Source organism: Arthrobacter koreensis (assembly GCF_009193255.1).
Taxonomy (GTDB): Bacteria; Actinomycetota; Actinomycetes; order Actinomycetales; family Micrococcaceae; genus Arthrobacter_B; species Arthrobacter_B koreensis.
In genome coordinates this window covers 63,480-81,402 of record NZ_WACG01000007.1, presented here as the reverse complement: position 1 = coordinate 81,402, position 17,923 = coordinate 63,480, and the positions used below count along the sequence as shown (strand labels likewise).

15 protein-coding genes and 1 riboswitch are annotated in these 17,923 nt (G+C 66.5%); of the genes, 6 read left to right on the top strand and 9 right to left on the bottom strand.

Going from position 1 to position 17,923, the window contains the following annotated elements; translation table 11 throughout:
* Positions 1-35: 35 nt before the first annotated feature.
* Positions 36-1,466: a YibE/F family protein gene (locus tag GD628_RS14380; protein ID WP_152275208.1), complete on the bottom strand. Its 1,431-nt coding sequence runs from the start codon at positions 1,464-1,466 to the stop codon at positions 36-38.
* A 150-nt stretch (positions 1,467-1,616) separates the two neighbouring features.
* Here GD628_RS14380 and GD628_RS14375 point away from each other — a divergent pair, with 150 nt between their 5' ends.
* From GD628_RS14375 to GD628_RS14365, 3 genes are read left to right on the top strand one after another with little or no spacing between them, the layout of a single operon-like run.
* The gene (locus GD628_RS14375; RefSeq protein WP_091606344.1) at positions 1,617-2,288 is read left to right on the top strand and encodes an ATP-binding cassette domain-containing protein; all 672 of its coding nucleotides are present in this window, start codon (positions 1,617-1,619) and stop codon (positions 2,286-2,288) included.
* Complete coding sequence (locus GD628_RS14370; protein WP_152275207.1) at positions 2,288-4,411, top strand: YhgE/Pip domain-containing protein; 2,124 nt, start codon at positions 2,288-2,290, stop codon at positions 4,409-4,411. Before GD628_RS14375 ends, GD628_RS14370 begins: the two co-directional genes overlap by 1 nt.
* Positions 4,412-4,450: 39 nt before the next feature.
* Positions 4,451-5,014 (top strand): TetR/AcrR family transcriptional regulator, encoded by a 564-nt coding sequence (locus tag GD628_RS14365; protein WP_091606349.1) that lies wholly within the window; start codon positions 4,451-4,453, stop codon positions 5,012-5,014.
* 79 nt (positions 5,015-5,093) lie between these two features.
* On the opposite strand, the gene GD628_RS14360 is transcribed toward GD628_RS14365, so the two are convergent.
* From GD628_RS14360 to GD628_RS14350, 3 genes are all read right to left on the bottom strand, one after another.
* Entirely contained in the window at positions 5,094-5,999 is a 906-nt protein-coding gene (locus tag GD628_RS14360; protein ID WP_152275206.1) for a GNAT family N-acetyltransferase, read from the bottom strand.
* On the bottom strand, positions 5,999-7,387 hold the full coding sequence (locus tag GD628_RS14355) for a glycine--tRNA ligase (protein ID WP_091606354.1): 1,389 nt from the start codon (positions 7,385-7,387) through the stop codon (positions 5,999-6,001). The genes GD628_RS14360 and GD628_RS14355 overlap by 1 nt, the downstream gene beginning before the upstream one ends.
* Positions 7,388-7,544: 157 nt before the next feature.
* Positions 7,545-8,531 (bottom strand): DMT family transporter, encoded by a 987-nt coding sequence (locus GD628_RS14350; protein WP_152275205.1) that lies wholly within the window; start codon positions 8,529-8,531, stop codon positions 7,545-7,547.
* A gap of 112 nt (positions 8,532-8,643) precedes the next feature.
* On the opposite strand from GD628_RS14350, the gene GD628_RS14345 reads away from it, so the two are divergent.
* Positions 8,644-8,874, top strand: a complete 231-nt coding sequence (locus GD628_RS14345; RefSeq protein ID WP_091606360.1) for an RNA-binding S4 domain-containing protein — start codon at positions 8,644-8,646, stop codon at positions 8,872-8,874.
* A gap of 3 nt (positions 8,875-8,877) precedes the next feature.
* Here the strand turns inward: GD628_RS14345 and GD628_RS14340 are convergent, their stop codons facing one another.
* Positions 8,878-9,531 (bottom strand): alpha/beta hydrolase, encoded by a 654-nt coding sequence (locus GD628_RS14340; protein WP_152275204.1) that lies wholly within the window; start codon positions 9,529-9,531, stop codon positions 8,878-8,880.
* 136 nt (positions 9,532-9,667) lie between these two features.
* Here GD628_RS14340 and GD628_RS14335 point away from each other — a divergent pair, with 136 nt between their 5' ends.
* Positions 9,668-10,537: an SGNH/GDSL hydrolase family protein gene (locus GD628_RS14335; protein ID WP_152275273.1), complete on the top strand. Its 870-nt coding sequence runs from the start codon at positions 9,668-9,670 to the stop codon at positions 10,535-10,537.
* A 21-nt stretch (positions 10,538-10,558) separates the two neighbouring features.
* Here the strand turns inward: GD628_RS14335 and metX are convergent, their stop codons facing one another.
* A complete protein-coding gene (gene metX / locus GD628_RS14330; protein ID WP_152275203.1) occupies positions 10,559-11,695 on the bottom strand; it encodes a homoserine O-acetyltransferase MetX in 1,137 nt (378 codons plus the stop codon).
* Positions 11,692-13,008 carry a bifunctional o-acetylhomoserine/o-acetylserine sulfhydrylase gene (locus GD628_RS14325; RefSeq protein WP_152275202.1) on the bottom strand — a complete coding sequence of 439 codons (1,317 nt, stop codon included), beginning with the start codon at positions 13,006-13,008 and terminating at the stop codon, positions 11,692-11,694. The genes metX and GD628_RS14325 overlap by 4 nt, the downstream gene beginning before the upstream one ends.
* A 67-nt stretch (positions 13,009-13,075) precedes the next feature.
* Positions 13,076-13,192: riboswitch (SAM riboswitch) on the bottom strand.
* A 124-nt stretch (positions 13,193-13,316) separates the two neighbouring features.
* Here GD628_RS14325 and GD628_RS14320 point away from each other — a divergent pair.
* Complete coding sequence (locus GD628_RS14320) at positions 13,317-13,958, top strand: VOC family protein (RefSeq protein ID WP_091606374.1); 642 nt, start codon at positions 13,317-13,319, stop codon at positions 13,956-13,958.
* A 1,202-nt stretch (positions 13,959-15,160) separates the two neighbouring features.
* Here GD628_RS14320 and GD628_RS14315 read toward each other — a convergent pair.
* Positions 15,161-17,116 carry a glycoside hydrolase family 2 protein gene (locus tag GD628_RS14315; RefSeq protein ID WP_226802568.1) on the bottom strand — a complete coding sequence of 652 codons (1,956 nt, stop codon included), beginning with the start codon at positions 17,114-17,116 and terminating at the stop codon, positions 15,161-15,163.
* Positions 17,100-17,879 (bottom strand): CPBP family intramembrane glutamic endopeptidase, encoded by a 780-nt coding sequence (locus tag GD628_RS14310; RefSeq protein WP_091606384.1) that lies wholly within the window; start codon positions 17,877-17,879, stop codon positions 17,100-17,102. Before GD628_RS14310 ends, GD628_RS14315 begins: the two co-directional genes overlap by 17 nt.
* Positions 17,880-17,923 lie beyond the last annotated feature (44 nt).

Below are 17,923 nucleotides of genomic sequence, written 5' to 3'. Positions count from 1 at the left end.
GCACGAAGGGTGTCGTCGCGGAGGCCTCTCCGTGGTCACTCCGGAACCTGGTCCTCCGTGGGGAAGCCGGGTGCGGAACGCCTTGCCCGCGCCCCGCGGCGCGTTCCGGGCTCACCCGCAGCGGCTCCGCCGGACGGCCGGCCCAGTGCCGCGGAGCCGCCGGCCGCAGTCCGTGCCGGTTCACGCCCGTTCCCTGCGGCACCGGGGCCGGTGTCCGGTGAATCGCCGGCGTGTTCCGCCCGGGCCCCGGACAGCCCGACGGCCTTCACCACCAGGACGGCGACGGCGGTGGTCACCGGGATGGCAAGTACCAGCCCGATGGATCCAACGAGCGTGCGCACCACTTCCTCGGCCAACTCACCGCTGGTCAGTGTCTGCATCAGGGTGCGGTCATACAGGGAGACAAGGATCAGGACCGGCAGTGCCGCACCGGCATACGCGAAGGCGATGGTGTAGACCGTGGAGGCAATGTGGTCCCGCCCCACGCGCATGGCCCCGGTGAAGAGGCGCCGGGCGGAGGCCCCGGGTGCCAGTTCATACATCTCCCACACGGCCGAGGACTGCGTGATGGTCACGTCGTTGAGCACGCCCAGCCCGGAAATGATCAGGCCGCAGAGAATGATGCCGGAGATCGAGAGTTCGTCCGAGGCGTTGATGAGGGCATAGGCGTTCTCATTGTCCACGCCGATCAGATGGGCGGCGTCCGTCGCCCATGCCGCCAGCCCGGCGGTGATCCCGAGCCCGAACAGGGTGCCGAGCAGCGCCGTCGAGGTCCTGGCCGAGAATCCGTGGGCGAAGTAGAGCACTCCAATCATGATCACGCTGGATCCCACCAGGCCCAGCAGCAGCGGCGGCTTGCCCTCCACCAGCCCCGGCAGGATGAACCCGGCGAGCACCGCATAGGCACCGCCCAGCCCGATCAGTGCGCGCGCTCCGCGCCAGCGGGCGACGGCGATGACCACTGCCGCGTACAGCACGGCGAGCGCCGCTATGGGAACGCTGCGCACGAAGTCCATGAAGATGTACGGCGGCGCCCCGCTGTCCACCATCACGTTTTCGAGGTTCAGGTAGCGGACGGTATCCCCGGCCTCGATGGCATTGGTCTTGGCGACTTCCGGGGGCACTTCCACGGGAACGGCGGAACCGCCGGAGGAGGGCAGCACATGGGCCACCTGGCATTGGGGCGCCTGCACCCCGGCCTGGGTGAGCGTGACGGAGGACGGACAGTCCTCAACGCCCACGCGCTGGACGGATCCGGTGTCGATGGTGACGCCCTCGGCGGTTGCGTAGGGGTCCGCAATGGTGATCTCGCCCGGATCGCCGCTGGGCCACAGCGCAATCATTCCCGCGACGGCCAGCAGGCCGAGCGGCACGAGGATGGCCGTGAGCAGCCGGTTGGCCTTTCGACGCGCGGCGAGGGCCGCTCGGGTGGGTGTTCCGGCGTCGTGCAGGTGGGTGTGTCCCATGCAGGTCCTCACTGGGTTGGGCTGACCGGATGCCCGGTGCGGGCGAGCACTCCCATTCTCCCCATGCCGCGGGCCGATTTCCGAATTTACCCCCCTTGGGGTCTAGACTGACTGGTCAGTACAAAAATTCGATTTCGTGAAAGGCACGTCGTGCAACCGGTTATTTCAGCGGAGGAGCTCAGCCTCTCCGCAGCCAGGGGCCGCGTCTACGGCCCGCTTAGTTTCACTGTCACTGATCCGCTCAGCGTCCTGTGCGGCCCCGCCGGGAGTGGCCGGACGAGCCTGCTCCTGACCCTCGCCGGACGCATGAAGCCGGACAGCGGCACCCTTGAAGTCCTTGGCCTGCAGCTTCCCCGGCAGGCACGGCAGGTACAGCGGCAAACGGGCATCGCCGGGTTCAGGGACATCGACGACTTGGAGCCCGGGGTCACCGCCGGCGCCGCCGTGCGTGAGCGCCTGGCCTGGCTGGCGCCGTGGTGGCGTTTTGTTCCCAGGGTGTCCGACCGCCAGATGGCCCGGATCTGCGGACCGGTCTTCGGGCAGCTCGAAGTCCCCGCCGCGGGAACCGTGATCTGGGACCTGGGAGAAGCGGAACAGTTCCTGCTGCGCGTCTCGCTGGCCATGCTGTCCCACCCCGCTGTGCTGTTCGTCGACGACATTGAACAGCTGCAGGGCAGCAGCGCGCGTGCCCTGGTTCAGGAACGGCTGGCTGCGCTCGCCGCGGCCGGCACCGCCGTCGTCGTCGGAGCAGCCTCGCTGCCAACCCTTCCCTGGAGCGGCTCTGGGATTGAGCCATCCACCGTGCTGATGGAGGCGCACTGATGTTTGCAATGCTTTCCCCCGGGACCGAACTCAGCCGTTTTCGGCGGGGCACCCTGCCCAGGATCGCCGTCGTCGTGATGCTGTTTATTCCCCTGATCTACGGCGCACTGTACCTGTGGGCCTTCGACTCCCCCGACAAGCACCTGGACGGACTGTCCGTCGCGCTGGTCAATGAAGATGAAGGAACAGTCCGCGACGGCGAACCCCTCAACGCCGGGGATGAACTCGAGCACAAGCTGCTCGACGGCGCTGACCTGGACTGGCATGCCACGGACGCTGCGGATGCTGCCAGCGGCGTGTCGGACGGGACCTATTACCTTTCCCTGACCATCCCGCGGGACTTCTCGGCGAACGCCGTATCAGTGGGCACGGAACACCCGTCATCCGCCACGCTGAAGGTCGACTACAACGACTCCAACAACTTCCTGGCCGGCGTACTGGGCAAGCAGGCAATGGCCCAGGTCCAGGCGGCGGTCTCCTCCCAGCTCGGCAACCAGGTCGCCTCGAGCCTGCTGGTCGGCCTGAACGACGCCGGCGAGGGCCTCCGGGACGCCGCGGCCGGTGCCGGTGAACTCACCGAGGGAATCGATTCCGCCGTAGACGGTGCAGGGCAGCTCACTGCCGGGCTGGGAAGCCTGGCCGACGGGACCCTCACCCTGCAGGACGGCGCCTTCCGCCTCTCTGCCGGCGCGAACACCCTGGCCTCCGGCCTCACGGACCTCACCGCAGGAACGTCCGCACTGTCCGCGGGCAGCAGCGACCTCGCGGCCGGCGCGCAGTCCCTCTCCGACGGCACGGCGCAGCTTTCTACCGGGGCAGCCGGTGTGGCCTCCGGAGCGCAGTCGCTGGAGAATAATCTGACTGCCCTGTCCGGCAAGCTCAGCGGCGCCGTTCCCCAGTCCTCGGAGCTGAATGCGGGCGCTTCACAGGTCTCCTCCGGCCTGGATTCAGTGGTCGCGGGAATTGCTGCCCAGAACCCGGACAGTCCGCTCCTGGCCCAGCTGAAACCGCTGGCCGAAGGAGCGCGCCAGGTTGCCGCGGGGACGCAGACGCTGCAGACCGGCGTCGGGCAGGCAGCCGACGGCGCCGGACAGCTGGCGGCCGGAAGTGCAGACCTCTCCGCCGGCGCCGCGCAGGTATCCGCCGGAGCGCAGTCCGCTGCCGACGGCGCTGCCGCCCTCTCCTCCGGCGCAGGCAACCTGGCGGCCGGAGCCTCTCAGGTTGATGCCGGAGCCCAGGCGGCCGCCCGCGGCGCCGCCGACCTGAACGCCGGGGCCGCCACCCTCAGCGGCGGCACCAGCGACCTGGCGGCCGGGGCCGGGGAACTGCTCGACGGCGGCACCGCCCTGTCCGAAGGAGCAGGTCAGCTCTCAGCCGGCAGCCACACCCTCGCCGACGCCCTCGCTGAGGGAGGAAAAGCGCTCCCCCAGGACTCAGCCGACGCGATAGATGCCAAGGCAGCCGTCGCTGCGGATCCCGTCGAACTCGACGCCGGATTCGCCACCCAGGCGGACAGCTTTGGCGAAGGCTTCGCGCCGTTCTTCCTGGCACTGGCAACCTTCGTTGGCGCGCTGATCACCTGGCTGCTGCTCCGCGCCCTGCCTACCCGGGCCTTGGCTGCCGGCATCTCCGGCTTCCGGGCTGCCGCCACCGGACTCATCCCCGCCCTGGCCATCGGCCTGGGCCAGGTGCTGATCATGATGGCCGTGCTGGTCTGGGGCCTGGACATCCATCCTGCCTACCTGCTGGGCACCGGCGCCTTCCTCTACCTGACCACGGTGGCCTTCCTTGCCCTGCAGCAGATGCTGATCATCGTGCTGGGAACCGCGGCCGGCCGGGTGGTCTCCCTGGTCCTGCTGATGCTGCAGCTCAGCTCCTCCGGCGGCACCTATCCGGTGGAAACCACCCCGGGCTTCTTCCAGGCACTGCATCCGTTCATGCCGGCAACCTATGTGGTGAACGGGCTGCGGGCGCTGATAACCGGAGGCGTGGACGCCCGGATGTGGACCGCCGTCGCCGTCCTGGGAATCCTCACGGCAGTATGCGTGGCCGTGAGCTCACTCAGCGCCGGCCGGCAGCGGATGTGGACCATCAAGCGGCTGCACCCGGAGCTGCACCTCTAAGATCAAAGGGAACCACCGGAGAAACAAAGGACTCATTGCATGCCACGGGTATCAGGCACCAAGCGGTCGATCCTGGATGCCGCTTTGGAGCTGGCGTCGCTGAACGGGATCACCGGCACCACCATGGAAGACGTAGCGGTGCGCGCCGGCGTGGCCAAGGGCAGCGTCTATTACAACTTCTCGTCCAAGGACAAGCTCTTCGAACAGCTCCTCCTGGACGGAATCGGAGCGCTGGCGGAAACGCTGCGGCAGTCTCGGGACGGGAAGACAGGCGGGCAGGCGCTGGCCTCCATGGTCACTGCAATGCTGGAACTCATTTCCGGGAACCAACCCCTGGCCAAGCTGATTGCCGCGGAGATCTTCCGGACGGACAGGTCCTGGCAGACCCACCTGCAAACTGTGCGGCGGGAAGCGCTGGCGGAAATCGTGACGGTGATCCGGGAAACCCACCCGGAACGTCCGGACGCTGAGCTGATGGCGGGCACCATCTTCGGAGCCGTGCTGGTGGGCGGCATCGAGTGGCTGGCCTTCTCCCCCGAACGCAGTGTGGAGGAAGTGTCCGAGTCGGTGCTCTTCACCCTCTCGGGACGGCTCACTGCCTGAGCCTTCCCCTCATTGAGATAACAGAAAGTGCACGTATCAGGCCTGATACGTGCACTTTCTGTTATCTCGATGGGTGGGGCTAGCTGCTGAGGATCAGCGTCTCCGGCCCGTCCTGCCGGGCGGCGCCGGCGGTCAGCAGCCGGTCCAGCACTTTGGCCAGGGCGGTCATCGAGTCATCGACCTCCAGCTGCACCGGGTACTGATAGGCCAGCATGGCCAGCAGCGATTCAACCGCAGCTTCCGCCTCGGTCTCCTCCAGCGACGTGTCCCAGCCCAGCAGCACGTCCGCCGGGGCGTCCGTGCGCTCGGAGGTGTAGCTCACCGCAAATGCGGCAATTTTTCCGCCTTCGTGCTTCGGTTTGTCCCTGAGCACCACGGCACCCGAGGCGCCGGTGACCTCGTGCAGCAGCATCTGCTGGGCGCGGCCAAGTCCCATGTCCGCCCGGTCCCAGTCGTGGACAGCGTTGTAGAAGTCGGCGACGGCGCGGGTCAGTTCAACCGAACCGGTTGCCGCTTCCTCCAGCTGCGGTCCGTGGTCCTCGAAGACGGGCAGCTTGAGCTTGCCCGGTTCAACGATCACTGACCGTGAGCGCTGGATCGGTTCCAGGCCGGCAGCGGCGGCGAACGCCGCGCCTGCCGAGTCCGGCGCCACCTTGGCACGAAGCCTGGTAACGCCCGACGGCGCGTTCTCGGCTTCCTTGCGCAGCATGCCCAGCAGGGTGGAGCCCAGGCCGGCACGCCGGTTGTCCCGTGCCACTTCGATATACGCCCATAGCAGGTCCGGGTGCAGGCTGGTCTCGTAGACCACCCCGGCAGCCACCGGCACGCCGTCGTCCTCCGCCACGATGCAGCGGCTCCACGGCTCGTTCGCCGAGGGACGCAGAACGGAGCGGAACTGTGCGGCTTCACCGGTCTCGGGGTCGCCCCAGAGCTGGATCAGGGCGAGGTCGTCGTCCTCACGCCATTCGCGGAAAGAGATGGCCATTACGCGCCGATCAGCCGTTCGGCCAGGTAACCCTGTACCTTGTCCAGGCTCACGCGCTCCTGGGCCATGGTGTCCCGCTCGCGGACGGTGACGGCTTGGTCTTCGAGCGTGTCGAAGTCCACCGTGATGCAGAACGGCGTGCCGATCTCATCCTGGCGGCGGTAGCGGCGGCCAATGGCGCCGGCGTCGTCGAAGTCGATGTTCCAGTTCCGGCGCAGCTGGGCGGCCAGCTCCTTGGCCTTCGGGGACAGGTCCTCGTTGCGGCTGAGCGGCAGCACGGCTGCCTTGACCGGGGCCAGGCGCGGGTCAAGGCGCAGCACGGTCCGCTTGTCCACGCCGCCCTTGGCGTTGGGTGCCTCGTCCTCGGTGTAGGCGTCCACCAGGAATGCCATGAAGGACCGGGTCAGGCCGGCGGCGGGCTCAATCACGTACGGGGTGAACCGCTCGTTGGTGGCCTGGTTGAAGTAGCTCAGGTCCGTGCCGGAGTGCTTGGAGTGCGTGCCCAGGTCAAAGTCGGTGCGGTTGGCGATGCCTTCCAGCTCGCCCCACTCCGAACCCTGGAAACCGAAGCGGTACTCGATGTCCGTGGTGCCCTTGGAGTAGTGGCTCAGCTTCTCCAGCGGGTGCTCGAACAGGCGCAGGTTCTCCGGGTCGATGCCCAGGTCCGTGTACCAGTTCTTCCGGGTTTCAATCCAGTACTTATGCCATTCCTCGTCCGTGCCCGGCTCGACGAAGAATTCCATTTCCATCTGCTCGAACTCACGGGTGCGGAAGATGAAGTTGCCCGGGGTGATCTCGTTGCGGAAGCTCTTGCCGATCTGGCCGATGCCGAACGGCGGCTTCTTGCGGGAGGTGGTGAGCACGTTGTTGAAGTTCACGAAGATGCCCTGCGCGGTTTCCGGGCGCAGGTAGTGCATGCCTTCTTCGCTGGCCACCGGGCCAAGGAAGGTCTTAAGCAGGCCGGAGAATTCCTGCGGTTCGGTCCACTGGCCCTTGGTGCCGCAGTTGGCGCAGGCGATGTCCGCCAGGCCGTTTTCAGGCGCGCGGCCCTTCTTCTCTTCGTATTCCTCTTCGAGGTGGTCCGCACGGTAGCGCTTGTGGCAGCTGAGGCACTCGACCAGCGGGTCGGAGAAGACCTCGACGTGGCCTGAGGCTTCCCACACGGCGCGCGGCAGGATGACCGCGGAATCCAGGCCGACGACGTCGTCGCGTCCGCGGACCATGGACTGCCACCACTGCTTCTTGATGTTTTCCTTCAGCTCGACGCCGAGGGGCCCGTAATCCCAGGCGGAACGCGAACCACCGTAGATCTCACCCGACTGGAAGACGAAGCCCCTGCGCTTGGCCAGGGAGATGATCGGATCCAGTTTGGATTTGGTCGAAGCCATGTGAATGGTACCGCCGTTCTTTCTGCTCACGCAGGCCGCTGGGTGCGGTCCGCTTTTGATCCCGTTCCGCCTCGCTTTCCGGCGCGGAAGTGCGCAGGTGCGGGCCGGAGGGCAAAACCTATAGATACCAGCTTAAGGTCACGGCGGCGAAAGCCGGCTACCCGTTGCGCCGCCGCGCCCACGGCCGGAATCCGGGCATGTTCCAGGGCAGCGTGGCTACCACGATTGCAACCAGGGTCAGGGCGGTGCCCAGCACCGTTGCCGCGACGACGACGGAGCCCGGGGCGGGGAGGAAAAGGTCCAGCAGGAGGGACCCCACCAGCTGCCCGCCGATCAGGCCAAGGCTGGTCAGCAGGACGCCGAGTGTCTTGACGAGCATGGCGCTGACGCCAATGAAGATGCAGCCCATCACGCCGCCCAGGTAATACCACCAGGTGTCCGGCAGCGGATTGCCGACTCCGGAGACCGCCACCTTCACCAGCCATACCACCAGCAGGGCGGTGAATCCGGAGACAAAGTTCATCAGGGTTGCCGTGATGGGCGTGCCGTAGTGCATTCCCGTGGTCCCGTTCATGGCCTGCTGGAAGCTCATGGCCATGCCGGCACTCAGCGGCAGCAGCACGGTCAGCAGCCAGTCGGCGCCGCCCCCGCTGCCGGAGAGCTTGGGACTCACCGCCCACGCGACGGCGGCGATGGTCAGCACGGCCCCCACTACCCGCATGATGGTCAGGGTTTTCTTGCCGCCGGGACCAATGCCCATCCGGTCCACCACCAGCCCGGTCAGGGTTTGGCCGGCAACCGTGGCTACGGTGAACACGGCAACACCCAGTACGGCTATGGTCAGTGTCTGCGTGAGTACGAACCAGGCGCCAATGACGCCGGCAAGGATGTAGATCCGCGGAAAGCGCCTCTGCCGGAGCGCGGGCAGGATTTGCCCGAAGCCGGCCCGTCCGCGCGGAAACACGGCGGTGACGAGGATCATCACGGCGAGCCCGGTGCCGAAGCTCACCAGCGCGGCGGCGAGGGAATCATCCAGGGCAACGCCGAGGGCGCCATTGATGCGGGACTGGGCGGGAATGGCCACCCCGGAGGCGAGAGCTAGGGGCAGACCGACGGAGACAGGGATACGGGCAGGCTGTGGCACCGTTTCACATTACTCCCGCTTCGGTGCCCCGCCTGTCCCCGCCCCGATTTCCGCAGCCTGCACCCCGGGCCCCGTAACGGCGTCGGGCGCTTTCTCCGGCAGAATAGGTTCCATGAGCTCAACCGATCCCCAGGACCTTCCCATCCGTGACGACATGATCCGCCTTGGCCAGGCACTGAAACTCGCCAGCCTTGCCGAGGACGGCATTGAGGCCAAGGAACTGATCGAGAACGGCCTGGTGAAGGTCAACGGAGACATCGAGGAGCGCCGCGGCCGGCAGCTCCACGCCGGGGACACCATCGAGGTGAACGGCGAGGCCGTGCGGATCGTCTCCGGCGGATAGCCCTTACCGGGAACCGAGGACTGTGTGGGTGAGGAATTCCCGCACGTGTCCGAGTTCCTGCATATTGATGCTGTGCCCCATGCCGGCGTAGAGCACCTTGGTCAGCTTGGTATGGCCGTTCAGCCAGGCGTGGGTGTATTCGATGCGCTCGGCGTCGATCACCGGATCCGCCTGGTCCCGTCCCCAGAAGAACGGCACCTTCAGCGCCGCCAGCTCCTCGTCGTGGAAGAAGCCGTTTCCTTCGGCCGGCACCACAAAACCGGAAAGCCCGACGACGGCGGCGAATTCCTCGAGCCGGTGGCGCATCAGTGTGCTGGCCACGGCCATTCCCATGGAGAAGCCAAGCAGGCTCACACTCGAGTGCTGTTCCCTGAGGCCGTCGAGCCAGTCCGAGACGTCCTGGACTGCCGCAACCACCCGGTCCACCGAATAATCCGGTTCGTGCATCAGCGGGAACCAGGAGTAGCCCGGACCCAGCGTCCGGGGTGCGCGGACGGAGGCGATGGTGAACTCCTGAGGCAGGTACTGCGCCAGGCCCATGAGGTCTTCCTCGTTGGCCAGGTAGCCGTGGAAGAGCACCAGCAGCGGGGTTCCGGCCCGCTCTTCCTCCGGCTTGGAGAAGAGCACAACAGGGTTCCAGGGAGAGTTGTTCGTCATAAATTCCATTCTGGCATGCGGCTCTTCCAACCTACGGTCGCGTAGCCAGGCCCCCAGGGGCAATCATGGTTCGGTGACCGAAAATGCCCAGCTCCCCTCCGTGCCATCCGATCCCCGGAACCACTCCGAGCCGCCGGTGCAGCCCGCCCAGCAGCAGGGACACCCGGACCACCCCTTCAACCGCTACGTGGCGCTGGGCGACTCGTTCACGGAGGGGATCGGCGATCCGAGCCCGGAAAGCCCGGGAGGGCACCGCGGCTGGGCCGACCGGCTGGCAGAGGAACTCGCCGCCGGGCATGACGACTTCGCCTACGCGAACCTGGCCATCCGCGGACGCCTGCTGAACCAGATTGTTGCCGAGCAGGTTCAGCCGGCCATCGACCTGAAGCCGGACCTGGTGACCATCTGCGCCGGCGGCAATGACGTCATCCGGCCGGGCGGGGATCCGGACCGGCTCGCCGAAACCATGGACGGCACCATCGCGCGGCTGCGGGAGACCGGCGCCACGGTGGTGCTCTTCACCGGCCCGGACATCGGAGCCACCCCGGTACTGGGAAGCGTCCGCGGCCGGGTGGCCATCTACAACGAAAACCTGCGGACAGTGGCCATGCGGCACGACGCCGTCATAGCGGACATGTGGGCGCTGCGGGAGCTGAGCAACCAGCAGATGTGGGCCCCGGACCGGCTGCACTTCTCCCCCATGGGACACCAGACCATTGCGGCCATGGCGCTGGAGACGCTCGGTGTTCCGCACACCCTGGAACCGGCGCGGGTGAAGGAACTGCCGCCCAAGAACTGGCGGACGGCACGTTCCGAGGACCTGTTCTGGGCCCGTGAATACCTGATGCCGTGGGTGATGCGGCGGGTCCGCCGCCGCTCCTCGGGCGACGGCATCTCACCCAAGCGCCCGGACGCCGGCCCGTTCTTCGGAAAGCGGATGCCGCAGGGCTCCTCCGAGGCTGCCGGGGCGCAAACCGCCGGCGCCGGGCCTGCGGGCCAGGGGTAGGTTCCTCCGCGGAGCAGGCGCCTAGCCGAAGAAATCCTTCCGCAGCACGTCCCGGAGCTGGAGCACGTCGGTAAGGAACCCGTCGTGTCCAATGGGCGCGCTGATCAGGTGCACGCGGTTCTCCCCGGGAAGCGCGGCTGCCAGTTCGTAGGACTGTTCCGGGAAGTACAGCCGGTCCGAGTCCACCGCGGCCACGAGGAACTGAGCCCGGACAGCGGCGAGCGCTTCGCTCAGGCTGCCCCGGTCCCGGGTGACATCGTGGCTCATCAGCGCCTCGGTGAGGATGACGTAGCTGTTGGCGTCGAACCTTCCTGCGAGCTTTGTCCCCTGGTGGTCCAGGTAGCTCTCCACCTGGTAGCGGCCGCGTTCTGCCGGGAGGGCAGCACCGAGCGGGTCCTCCCCCGGCTGCGGCGTCCGGCCGAACCGGTACTGAAGTTCGGCCTCGGACCGGTAGGTAATGTGCGCAATCCGCCGCGCCAGGCCCAGTCCGGCCACGGGCGCACGGCCGTTGTAGTAGTCCCCGCCGTTGTAGTCCGGGTCCAAACGGATTGCCGCCACCTGCGCCTGGGCAAAGGCGATCTGCTCACCGGTGCTTGCCGCCGTCGCTGCTATCACCGCGCACCGGGCCACCCGTTCGGGTTCCGTTACCGCCCATTCGAGCGCCCGGGCGCCGCCGAGTGATCCGCCCAGCACCGTGTGCCAGCGCCGGATGCCCAGCTGGTCCGCCAGCCGGGCTTCGGCGTGCACGGAATCCCGAATGGTCACGAACGGAAAGCGCGAACCCCACGGCAGTCCGTCCGGATCCGCGGACCCCGGCCCGGTGGAACCGTAACAACCCCCGAGCATGTTGATGGAGACAACGAAGAACCGGTCGGTGTCGATGGTCTTCCCCGGGCCGACCAGTCCGTCCCACCAGCCCGGCTCATCCGAACTGCCTTGCGCAACGTGGGTACTCCCCGTCAGGGCATGCGGAACCAGAACGGCGTTGGACGCGTCGCTGTTTAGCTCGCCCCAGGTTTCGTAGCCCAGCACAACGTCCGGAAGGACACCGCCGGTTTCGAGTTTGAGGTCACCGATGGGGGCGTACCGCAGCACCCCGTCAAGAACACGGACAGGGTGCTGCGGTGCAGGCGGGTAGGTGGTCACGCTGTACTTCATGCTCCCTTGGCGGCGCGGAAACCGGCATCGAGATCCGCGATGATGTCATCGATGTGCTCAAGGCCAACCGAGAGGCGGACCAGCCCCGGGCTGACGCCCGCCGCCGCCTGGGCCTCGGCCCCGAGCTGGCTGTGGGTCGTGGACGCCGGGTGGATCACCAGGGAGCGCACGTCCCCCACGTTGGCCACGTGCGAGTGCAGTTCGAGTCCGTCGACGAAGCGCTTGCCTGCTTCCACACCGCCTTCAATTTCAAAGGACACAATCGCTCCGGTTCCCCGGGGACCGTACTTGCGTCCCCTCTCGTACCACGGGCTCGACTCAAGCCCTGCGTACGCAACCGAGATAACGTCGTCGTGCGCTTCAAGCCACTGCGCGACGGCGACGGCGTTTTCGACGTGCCGCTCCACGCGCAGGCTGAGGGTCTCCAGCCCCTGGGCGAGGAGGAACGCGTTGAACGGAGACAGCGCCGAACCGAGGTCCCGGAGCAGCTGGACCCGGGCCTTGAGGATGTAGGCCAGGTTGGCCCCGAGGACGCCGCCGGCGCCGAGGTCCCTGGCGTAGACGAGTCCGTTGTAGCTCTCGTCAGGGGTGTTGAAGCCGGGGAACTTCTCCGGGTCCGCACCGAAGTCGAAGTTTCCGGAGTCCACGATCACGCCGGCAATAACGGTGCCGTGCCCGCCGAGGTACTTGGTGGCCGAGTGCACCACGATGTCCGCTCCCCATTCAATGGGACGGATCAGGTAGGGAGTGGAGAGCGTGTTGTCCACGATTAGCGGGACGCCTGCCTCATGCGCCGCGCCGGAAATCCCCTCAATGTCCAGGACGTCCTGGCGGGGGTTGGACACCACCTCGCCGAAGAAGGCCTTGGTGTTGGGGCGCACCGCTTCGCGCCACTGGTCGAGGTTGTCCGGGTCAGCAACAAACGTGACGTCGATGCCGAACTTCTTCAGCGTGTGCTTGAAGAGGTTGTACGTGCCGCCGTAAAGGCTGGGGCTGGCCACAATGTGGTCGCCGGCCTGGGCGAGGTTCAGGATGGCGTACGTTTCGGCTGCCTGGCCGGAGGCGAGCAGCAGCGCTCCGATGCCCCCCTCCAGGGACGCAATGCGGTTCTCCACCGCTTCCTGGGTGGGGTTGCCGATCCGGGTGTAGATCGGTTCGAGTTCCGCCAGCGCGAACCGGTTGGCTGCCGCTTCGGCGCTGGGAAAGACGAAGGACGAGGTTTGGTAGATGGGCAGGGCGCGGGCGCCGGTTACGGCGTCGGGCTCCTGACCAGCATGGATCTGGCGTGTTTCGAAGGACCAGTTGGCAGACATTGTGTGCTCCCTTTATGACCAGGGGCCCCACAGGGTCGAGTCCGGGATACTCCGGAGCGACACGTGTGGCCCGCGCTTGCCGGTACGCCTGTTTGCGTACGGCCAGGTCTTCACCCGGGGCACCCCACCGCGGTTGGAGGGTTGCCGGCCAGCAAGCCGGGGCTATCTGCTGGCACTCATGACCTGTACCAATAGAACCAACGCTCCGGCAGTTGTGCAACCCATATGACGCAGCGTGAAAGTGCCGCATTACGGCGCTTAGGCTTGCCTTAGTCGAGACACAGGTCACAACGTGCCAAGATGTTCGCATGCGCCTGGATCACGTCTCTTACGCCTGCGAATCCGACGGCCTGCTGGCCACCACGGAACGCATTGCTGCTGCCCTGGGAACTGACTTCGTCAAAGGCGGAGTCCATCCCCGTTTCGGTACCCGCAACATGATCCTCCCGCTGGCCAACCACCAGTATGTTGAGGTTGTTGAAGTACTGAACCACCCCGCCTCGGACAAGGCCCCGTTTGGACAGGCCGTCCGTGCACGCTCCGACGCCGGCGGCGGCTGGATGGGCTGGTGTGTTGCCGTTGAGGACCTTGCTCCCTTCGAAGAACGCCTTGGCCGCTCCTCCGTCCCCGGCAACCGCAAGTTCCCCGACGGACAGGAACTCACCTGGCGGCAGATCGGCATCAACGGGCTGATCGCCGACCCGCAGGTTCCCTACATGCTCCGCTGGGATGAGGACAAGGCAGACCTTCACCCCTCCCGTGCCCTGGAAGGCACCGTCTCGCTGCAGTCGCTCACCATTGCCGGCTCGGCCGCACGGGTGACCGAGTGGCTGGGCATGCCCGTCGAAAAGCCGCTCGAGTCCGTGGATGTCACCTGGGTCTCTCCCAAGGGCACCCCCGGCATCATGTCCGTCACCTTTGCCACCGAGAAGGGTCTCGTCGAGATCTAGTTCTAGCTCCGGTCTGCGGTTCTGCTGCCAGTTGCAGCTGGCAGCAGAATCGCAAACCAGCCGGCTCCCTGTCATCCACATTTGGGGCCAGGACACTGGTGGGATTGCTTGCCTGCCCGTAGAGCTACGGAATGGATGCAGAACTTTTATTCGTAGCCGACGGTCATGCCGGACTGGGCAAGCCACTGTCCGAACGTTGCCTGGCCGGGGAACTGGTTCGCCTGAGGCGCGGCGTTTACGTCGACGCTGTCGCATGGGGCCGGTTGCCTCCCTGGGAGCGTGAACGGCTAAGGATACTGGCGGCTGTCGAGTCCGCCGTGGGGACCCGCGTCCTGGTACAGGAGACGGCAGCAGTCATTTGGGGCATTCCCGTCGTCGGTGCGTTGCCTGAGATTCTGCTTCTGGCATCCACCCGTTCGCACGGCCGGCGCCGGGGCGACCTGCGTTGGACCAGGCGGAAACTGCTGGATCCACTGGTTGTGTATGCCGGGGTGGAACTCACGTCCCGCGCGCAGACCGTTATTGACATGGCCGCCTATCTGCCCTTTGAGCGGGCCCTTCCGGCTATGGACCATGCCCTCCGTCCTGACATGTTGAAAGGGTTCTCTCCGCTCAGCAAAGATGACCTTCGCCTTGTTGCAGGCAGGCTTCCGGATTCCGCCAAACGTGGCCGGGCATTACGGGTCCTGGAGTTCGCTGACGCCCGCTCTGAATCACCGGGTGAGTCGTTCTCCCGAGCTATCCTCCGCCGGCATGGGTTTCCAGCACCGGAACTGCAGCAGGAATTCCGGTCCCCCGGCGGAAAACTCCTCGGCCGCACTGACTTCTTTTGGCGCGAACACAGACTGGTCGGCGAATTCGACGGTGCTGTGAAGTACGGACGAAACGTTGGGGATCCCCGCACCCAAACAATGCAGCCGTCCTGGGAGACGCTCGTTCGGGAGAAGCGGCGTGAAGACGCCATTCGGGCGACTGGTGTGGGATTCGTGCGATGGTCCTGGACCGATCTCCAAGGTTCACCGCAGAATCCCGACGGACTGGTCCAGCGGCTGGTGAGGGCGGGTCTGCCCCGAAAACGACGTCGATGATCCCGCTGCCAGTTCCGATATCCGCTCACGGCTGGCAGTTCTGCTGCCGGTTCTAACCGGGAGCAGAACTGCTAGGCGGTCGATTCCGTGGAAACCGGCAGCAGAACCGGCAGGCTACCGGACGAAGGCACGAAGCAGGTCCGCGTTCAAACCGCGGACGACGGCGGGATCCACCTTGAGCACCCGGCGGTCGTAGGTGAGCAGCCCGTTGACCTCATCCTCAACGTCGGTGAGCTGGGTGTAGACGGTGGCGGCAAGGCCTTCCCGCAGAGCCGGCTCGATCTGTTCGCGGTGCAGTGCCGTGAACGCTTTCTCGAGCTCGGCCCGGCTGCGCAGGGTTTTGCCGTAGCCAAAGACTTTGGCGTTCCAGGTGTGTCCTTCGACGGGGAGGCTGAAGCCGCCGTACTCGGAGAGGACGATGACCCGCGGGTCCCGCTGCCACCGCCGGCGGATATGGAAGGGAACGGCGTACACGTGCAGACTCTTGGCGTCGCCGGCACCCTGGTCATGCCAGCCGCTGGCATGGTCAATGGTCCGGGTAGCATCCAGCTCCCGGAGCTCAGCAGCGACGTCGGCGGCGTCGAACTGGCCCCAACCCTCGTTGAACGGAACCCAGACGGCGATGCTGGGAACGCTCCGGAGCAGCCCAACGGTCTCCCGCACTTCACGGCGGAACGCCTCCCGGCCGGAGGCGTCACTGCGGCCGAACTTCGCATACCGGCGGTCGCTCCTGCCTCCCCGGCCCGGCAGCGGCACCGGTTCAGGCGCCCGGCCATCCCCCATTCCGCCGTTCACCATGTCCTGCCAGACCAGCATGCCCAGCCGGTCGCAGTGGTGGTACCAGCGCAGCGGCTCGATCTTGATGTGCTTGCGCAGCATCGTGAAGCCCAGGTCCCTGGCCGTCTGGATGTCGAACACCATGGCATCGTCCGAAGGCGGCGTGTACAGCCCGTCCGGCCAGTAGCCCTGATCCAGCAGGCCGGCGTGCAGGTAGGGTTTGCCGTTGAGCAGCAGGCGCTTGTGTCCGGCGGGATCAATACCGGTGCCGAACGTCCGCAGACCAAAGTAGGACCTGACCTCGTCCGCGCCAAAGCGAACCCGGACGTCGTAGAGGAACGGATCCTCCGGACTCCACAGCCGTGGATCTGGCAGGGCCAGCCGGAGCGGCTGCCCCGGGACGAAGACCGCCGCTGCGACTTCGGTGCCACCGGCAAAGACCGCCACGTCGCCGGAGATTTTCGGTCCGGCCTCCGGCCTCGGTTCGGCGGGCAGGCTCGGTTCGGCAGGCGGATTCCGCTCGGCCTCCGTTTCCCGCCCGGTTTCCGCACCCGGACCAGCCGAAGCACCGTCAATCGACACAGTGATTTCGACGCCGTCGAGCGATTCCAGCGGAGTCAGCACCACATCGCGAATCCAGGTTTCCGGGACCCGTTCCAGCCAGACCGTCTGCCAGATCCCGGACTGCGCCGTGTACCAGATTCCTCCGCGGTCCAGCTTCTGCTTGCCGCGTGATGCCCCGTTCGTCTCACTGCCGTCCAGGACCCGCACCACGATCTCCTGCCCGGCAGCTTCCCCGGTTTCCGCGGCAGCCGCGGCTCCAGCACTCCCGTTATGCACGGCCTCCGCGCCAGGAGGACCATCATCCAGCATCGCGGTGATGTCCAGGGCAAAAGGAAGGTAGCCGCCGTCGTGCTCCCCCGCTTTCCGTCCGTTGACCAGGACGGTGCAGGACTGGTCCACGGCTCCGAAGTGCAACAGAACCCGGCCTCCCTGGCCCGCCGGTGCCTCGAAGGTGCGACGGTACCAGAGCGCTTGGTCCGGCTGCAGCTGGCGGTCGACGCCGGACAGCGGCGCCTCGGGCGAGAATGGCACCAGGATCCTGCCGTCCCAGGACGCTGGCGGGTCCGCCTGGGCTGCGGGGGTGATGGCGTAGTCCCAGTACCCGTTGAGGTTCAGCCAGTTTCCGCGCGCAAGCTGGGGCCGCGGATAGTCGGGCAGGACGTTCTGCGGGTCCAGGGCTTCTCCCCAGGGTGTCAGCAGTGCCATGAAGGCGTCAGTCTCCAATTCCAATGGCGGATCCAAACAGGGCAAACCCAACGAACCCGGCGATGTCCACGAGCGCGTGCGCAATGACCAGCGGCATCACCCGCTTCGTCTTGTAATAGGCGTACCCGAAGAGCAGTCCCATCAGGAAGTTTCCGATTCCGGGGCCGATTCCCTGGTACAGGTGGTAACTGGCCCGGATGAGTGCGCTGGTGATGATCATCGCCGGTACCGACCATCCCAGGGCGCGCAGCCGGGTAAAGAGGTAACCCACCACAATGACTTCCTCCAGGACGGCATGCCGCATCGCGGACAGCACCAGGACCGGAAGCGTCCACCAGTACGTGTCCAGGGCCGCCGGGACGATTGCGGTGGTGATGCCCATCGCCCGCCCTGCCGCATAGACGCCGAGCGTACCCACGCCGATGACGGCCGCCAGTGCAAATCCCAGCCCGAAGTCCAGCACCGGACGGGAGAACGTGAAGCCGATCCGGCGGAAGGCCGAGCGTCCGGGCTCGGTCAGCAGGAAAAGGACCAGCGCCACCGGGACCAGGGAGAAGAAAATTCCCAGCAGCTGGTACACCAGGTCAAACACGGCCCTGTCATCCAGGACCGGGTTGAGCGTGGTGGTCTGTCCCTGCAGCGGCCCCTGGGTCATCTTGTCCAGCAGGCGCACGACGGCGTACACGCCTGACTGCCCCAGGGAAAGTCCCAGCACAATCAGGATTTCGACCGTGATCCTGCGCCGAGTCCCGGCATCAGGCACAGCATCAGCAGAGGCGGTAGGCATGTGCCCTATTGTGCCTGATCACCCTCGCGGGCCGTTCGTCCCCT